The organism is Acidithiobacillus sp. TH-A35, from assembly GCF_057473505.1.
Genome location: NZ_JBYCKR010000091.1, coordinates 1 through 5,047, shown reverse-complemented (window position 1 = coordinate 5,047; position 5,047 = coordinate 1). Strand labels below are relative to the sequence as shown.

Annotated in this window: 9 protein-coding genes; 5 read left to right on the top strand and 4 right to left on the bottom strand. The window is 59.5% G+C overall.

What is annotated here, in order from left to right:
* A partial coding sequence (tal, locus tag AC2VNK_RS03480) for a transaldolase (protein WP_486882810.1) occupies positions 1-1,027 on the bottom strand: 1,027 nt, incomplete at its 3' end.
* Between the two features lie 401 nt (positions 1,028-1,428).
* Here tal and AC2VNK_RS03475 point away from each other — a divergent pair.
* A complete protein-coding gene (locus tag AC2VNK_RS03475; protein WP_486882809.1) occupies positions 1,429-1,623 on the top strand; it encodes a hypothetical protein in 195 nt (64 codons plus the stop codon).
* Here the strand turns inward: AC2VNK_RS03475 and AC2VNK_RS03470 are convergent.
* Positions 1,608-1,928: a FitA-like ribbon-helix-helix domain-containing protein gene (locus AC2VNK_RS03470; protein WP_486882808.1), complete on the bottom strand. Its 321-nt coding sequence runs from the start codon at positions 1,926-1,928 to the stop codon at positions 1,608-1,610. The two genes, AC2VNK_RS03475 and AC2VNK_RS03470, sit on opposite strands and share 16 nt — an antisense overlap.
* 9 nt (positions 1,929-1,937) lie before the next feature.
* Here AC2VNK_RS03470 and AC2VNK_RS03465 point away from each other — a divergent pair, with 9 nt between their 5' ends.
* Complete coding sequence (locus tag AC2VNK_RS03465; RefSeq protein WP_291521209.1) at positions 1,938-2,078, top strand: SEL1-like repeat protein; 141 nt, start codon at positions 1,938-1,940, stop codon at positions 2,076-2,078.
* Positions 2,079-2,143: 65 nt separating this feature from the next.
* On the opposite strand, the gene AC2VNK_RS03460 is transcribed toward AC2VNK_RS03465, so the two are convergent.
* Positions 2,144-2,560, bottom strand: a complete 417-nt coding sequence (locus AC2VNK_RS03460) for a GNAT family N-acetyltransferase (RefSeq protein WP_291521206.1) — start codon at positions 2,558-2,560, stop codon at positions 2,144-2,146.
* Positions 2,561-2,642: 82 nt separating this feature from the next.
* Positions 2,643-2,903 carry a type II toxin-antitoxin system TacA family antitoxin gene (locus AC2VNK_RS03455; RefSeq protein ID WP_486882807.1) on the bottom strand — a complete coding sequence of 87 codons (261 nt, stop codon included), beginning with the start codon at positions 2,901-2,903 and terminating at the stop codon, positions 2,643-2,645.
* Between the two features lie 145 nt (positions 2,904-3,048).
* Here AC2VNK_RS03455 and AC2VNK_RS03450 point away from each other — a divergent pair, with 145 nt between their 5' ends.
* The 3 genes from AC2VNK_RS03450 to AC2VNK_RS03440 all read left to right on the top strand — a co-directional run.
* Positions 3,049-3,270 (top strand): YgaP family membrane protein, encoded by a 222-nt coding sequence (locus AC2VNK_RS03450; RefSeq protein WP_291521203.1) that lies wholly within the window; start codon positions 3,049-3,051, stop codon positions 3,268-3,270.
* 190 nt (positions 3,271-3,460) lie between these two features.
* Positions 3,461-4,687, top strand: coding sequence for an aspartate kinase (locus AC2VNK_RS03445; protein ID WP_486882806.1), 1,227 nt, complete (start codon positions 3,461-3,463; stop codon positions 4,685-4,687).
* On the top strand, positions 4,687-5,047 hold a 361-nt coding region (locus AC2VNK_RS03440), incomplete at its 3' end, for an aminotransferase class III-fold pyridoxal phosphate-dependent enzyme (protein ID WP_486882805.1). The genes AC2VNK_RS03445 and AC2VNK_RS03440, both read left to right, overlap by 1 nt.

Below are 5,047 nucleotides of genomic sequence, written 5' to 3'. Positions count from 1 at the left end.
CTTCCACCTGCAACTGCTCCGCCACAGCGCCGTCCATATCTATACCCAGGCTGGCCAGTTGCGCCATGGTCCGCCGTGCCCCCGCCATATCGTCTTCGACCCGTGCCACCAGGCTGCCATGATCGCGGAGCTTGACCAGGGTGTCGTCGGGCAAGGTATTGATCGTCTGCGGCCCCATCAACGGCTCGACGTAGAGCAAATCGGAGTAGGCGGGATTTTTGGTGCTGGTACTCGCCCAGAGCAGATACTGGGGTCTTCCACCCGCAGCGTGCAGCGCCCCAAAGTCCTTCCCGTGAAAAACGTCCTGGTAAATGGTGTATGCCGATTTCGCCATCGCCACCGCCGCCTGACCCCGCAACGCCAAAGCCTCCGGCGTGCCAATAGTCTCCAGCTTTTGATCGACCAGCGTATCCACCCGTGACAGGAAGAGGCTGGCAACCGCTTTCACCTTGCGCGGATCACCGCCACTCGCCACCCACTGCGCCAAACCCTTCTGATAGGCGGCATATACCGCGCGAACATGCGCCAGCCCGAACATCAGGGTCACGTTGACCGACACACCGCGGCCGATGAGCGTTGCGAAGGCGCGAATACCCGCGGGCGTGGCCGGCACCTTGATCAGCAGGTTCTCCCGCTGCACCAACCCGTGCAGCCGTTGCGCCTCGGCCACCGTAGCGGCCTCATCCCGCCCCAGTCGCGGCGACTCCTCCCAACTCACCCAACCGTCGTCACCGCCCGTTTCGACATGCACCGGATGCAACAAATCGCAGGCCTTGCGCAAATCATCCACCACCAGACCCTCATACAACCGTTCTGCGGAATCTGCAGGCCGGCGCAGATCCTCCTGATAGTAGGGGCTGGAGTGAATCGCCTTCTGAAAAATACTGGGGTTGGAGGTCACCCCGCTGATCCCGTCCTCGTCGATATAACGCCGCAGAATGTCGTCACGGACGAGGGTGCGCGACAGATTATCCAACCAGATACTTTGCCCCACCTGCTTCCTGAGTGCCCGTAAATCCGTTGCCATACCGATTCTCCTGACGTGATTCCGCCGACATACCCGATACCTATCTGACCTTCAGTTTAGACCAGAGTCCGGCAAGGAGCACGCCAGCCGCCTGCGCTCGACGCGGATTTTGAGAACAAGACCAAACCTGGTTCGGTATTCCGACGTCATTTTCCGATACCAAAATGGATAGAATGGGCCTTGCATGTTTTATGGGAAACATGCATTGATACCCATCAATACAACGCCTCATGTAGACCAGCGCGGGCACCTGGTGCTACCCGTCGGCGTTCGTCACCAGTTGGGCATTGAGCAGGGAAGTACATTTTCCCCCACACTTGGGCGCAATCCGTATCGAAACTGAGTATCCGGTCCCCATAGCGCCTGACGATGCGGTCAAGCCAAGACTCTAAACGCAGGGCTTGATCGTTATCGCCGCGCTGACGAACCTTTCCCAGTCCGCGGCGAATTTCCCCGATGCTTTGCACGGCGATATAAAGGTCGGCGGATTCAACCGCGCTTCAGAACGCCTGCACGCCGGAGTTGGCCTTGCGGCCTTTGCGGGCCTCGCTGATGATGTTGGTGTCCACCAGATACATGGTCAGCTTGCATTGTGACGGGTATCGAAATCGCTATCCTCGCCGACATTTGGCATGCTGGCGAGCACTTCGGCCAGGGGTCGGCGTGGCGGTCGGCGCAGGGTGGATCGTAGAATTTCCCGGTGTTCCGCCTCCGCGCTGCGACCGTGACTCGCAGCCACCTGTTTGAGCGCCAGGGCCACATCCTCTTCGACGTTACGAACAACATTCAGGCGGATGCGGGCGACACCGGGGCGAAAAATGCGCTGGGCCTGGCCTTTTACGCTGCCGGCCGATACGCCATCGCGGCGGCGTGGTTCGCGGCCGCAGCCCGGCAAGGTCATGTGGGTGCCATGGACTGGCTGGGTACCTGCTATCTCAAGGGACAGGGCGTAACCCGGGGCAAGGCGCTGGGCCTAAAGTGGCTCTCCGAAGCCGCGGCGCGCGGGCACCTCATCGCCCAACACAAGGTAGATGCCCTACTGCCGGGGTGAGATGCGGTTACGGTGCTGGCCTTCAGACACCAGAAGGAAGCGGGGTATTAAGGGCTTAGGCCGGTTCACGGCTTACTCGCGGCGATTAACTGGGACACCGGTACGAACAAACATAACGGATCGTCCAATGAGGCCGAAAAGCCCAGCCGTTGATAAAAACGCGCGGCAGTTTCGTGCTTGGCATCAACCACCACGGCATACAGGCCCACTCGCTCCAAAAATTCCACTGCCAGATGCAAGGCAAAAGCCAAGAGGTCTTGGCCAACGCCCCGTGCTTGATAACGTCGATCCACCGCAAGGCGCCCGATGCGCAGGATCGGTACCGGATAACAGGGGAGACGGGGCGGTGATGGTAATGTCCCGGTGGCTACCTGTCCCACACTCACGGTGACGAAACCCATGATCTCAGGAGGGTCGTCGCACAGTGCTACATAAGTTTTGCCAAAACCCCTGCGCTGCTGCTGGCCAGCATGGCGCTTCAAAAAATCATTCAGCACATCATTGCCACAATCAAAGTGATTACGACCACTCTAAATTCTCCAACAGAGCGATACGTACCGCCATTCAGCGGCGTGCCATCAAGGCCCGCAGGGCAGCGTTAGGAATTGCCGGTTTTTCACAAGCGCTGACAAAAGCCTGAAAGGCCGATTGGGAGAGCCGCAAGGTCTCATGTTCCGTCACCACCTTGCGCGCCGCATCATAGGCATTCTGCAACATGAAACTGGATACCGTCATACCCATGAGAGCGGCCGCCTGCTCGATAAGGGCTTTGGCCTCGGCACTTGCGCGCAGGTTAATACGCGGGGTTTCGTGAACGGTGGGCATGGCTGACTTTCCCCTCTGTTCAGCAGCGATATGGCGATATCATACACCATATTGACGTACAGAAAACCGCGCCTGTTGCGGGGCGCCCCGATCAGACCTATAGTTTAATTCGCATGTGGTTCTCTGATTTGCGGAGGAGCAGGGCATGAAAGTCATCAAAAACATGAACACTACTGAGCGCTGGCTGCGTATATACTTCGGCGCCATCATTTTTCTGGTCTATTTCGTCAATCCCTTCCCCTACAAGGAATGGACCTTTTCCGGGTTGCTCATCATCGCCAGCGGCGTGATCGGCTACTGCCCCGTGTATTCTCTGCTCAAAAAGCCCAAAACCGCACCGGCGCCAGACACCATAGCCGATCGCTGAGCGCACCGCGGTAGGGGGCCATATCCTCGGCCCGCAGGCTTCCTCATCGGGGTTCATGCCGAAAATGCGCTTTACACAGCGTTGAAGCCGGGCTGGCGCGGCGCCGCACAGGGCGTCCGCAGTGCGTCCTGTACAGACCCCGCCGCAACGATTTATCATTTGCCCTTAATTTTTCATAAAATCACTGAAAATGGCACTCATCGTACAGAAATTTGGCGGTACTTCCGTGGGCAGCGTGGAACGCATCCGTGCCGTCGCGGAACGGGTCACGGCCAGTCATCGCGCAGGTCATCAGGTGGTGGTGGTGGTCTCCGCCATGTCGGGCGAGACGGACCGCCTCCTGCAACTGGCGCGCGCCCTGGCCGACGCCCCGGCCGAGCGCGAACTGGACACCCTGCTCAGCACCGGCGAGCAGGTCACCATTGCGCTGCTGAGCATGGCCCTGGAGGGTATCGGTCAACCCGCCATTTCGTTCACCGGCGGGCAGGTCGCCATCATGACCGATTCGGCCCATAACCGGGCGCGCATCGAGCATATTGACGATCACAAGATCCGGGCGGCACTGGATGCCGGCAAGATTGTGGTCGTCGCGGGCTTTCAGGGGGTCGATCCGCATGGCAATATCACCACCCTGGGTCGCGGCGGTTCCGATACCACCGCCGTGGCCCTGGCGGCCGCCCTGCATGCCGATGAGTGCGATATTTTCACCGATGTGGACGGCATTTACACCACCGACCCGCGAGTGGAATCCCGGGCGCGCCGCCTGGATCGCATCACCTTTGAAGCAATGCTGGAAATGGCCAGCCTCGGTGCCAAGGTTCTGCAAACCCGCTCCGTCGAATTCGCCATGAAATACCATGTTCCCGTGCGGGTCTTGTCGTCTTTTCAGGATGGACCCGGCACCCTGGTCACCAATGAGGAAAATTCTGTGGAAGCTCCCCGCGTCTCCGGCATCGCCTTCTCCCGCAATGAGGCGAAAATCACCGTTGTCGGCGTGCCCGACCATCCGGGCATCGCCTATGCCATTCTGGGTCCGATTTCCGCGGCCAATATCAATGTGGATGTGATCCTCCAGAATGTTTCGGAGGCGGGTAAAACCGACTTCACCTTCACGGTGGACCGCAATGATTTCGCCAAGACCCGCGATATTCTCCAAGGCGTGGCCCAGCAACTCGGCGCCGAGGACGTGCGGGGCGACACCCACATCGTCAAGGTTTCCGTGGTGGGCGTCGGGATGCGCTCCCATGCCGGTATCGCCGCCACCATGTTTGAAACCCTGGCGCGGGAAAACATCAACATCCAGATGATTTCCACCTCCGAGATCAAGATTTCCGTCGTCATTGAAGAAAAATATCTGGAACTGGCGGTGCGGGCGCTGCACGCGGCTTTCGCCCTAGACGGGGAGGCACCAGTCTGATGCCACTCATGTCCACTTATGCCCGGCTACCGGTCGCTTTTGCAAGGGGTGAGGGCGTCTGGCTCTATGATACCGAGGGACGCCGTTATCTGGACGCTCTGGCAGGGGTCGCCGTCTGTGGCCTGGGGCACAGCCATCCGGCCGTTACCCGCGCCTTGCAAGCCCAGGCCGGGCAACTGCTGCATACCTCCAATCTCTACCATATTCCGGCGCAGGAAAAACTGTCTGACACCCTTTGCGCGATCAGCGGGATGGATGCGGCCTTTTTCTGCAATAGCGGCGCCGAGGCCAATGAAGCGGCCATCAAAATCGCCCGCCTCCACGGTCATGGCAAAGGCCTCGCCGAACCGCAGATTCTGG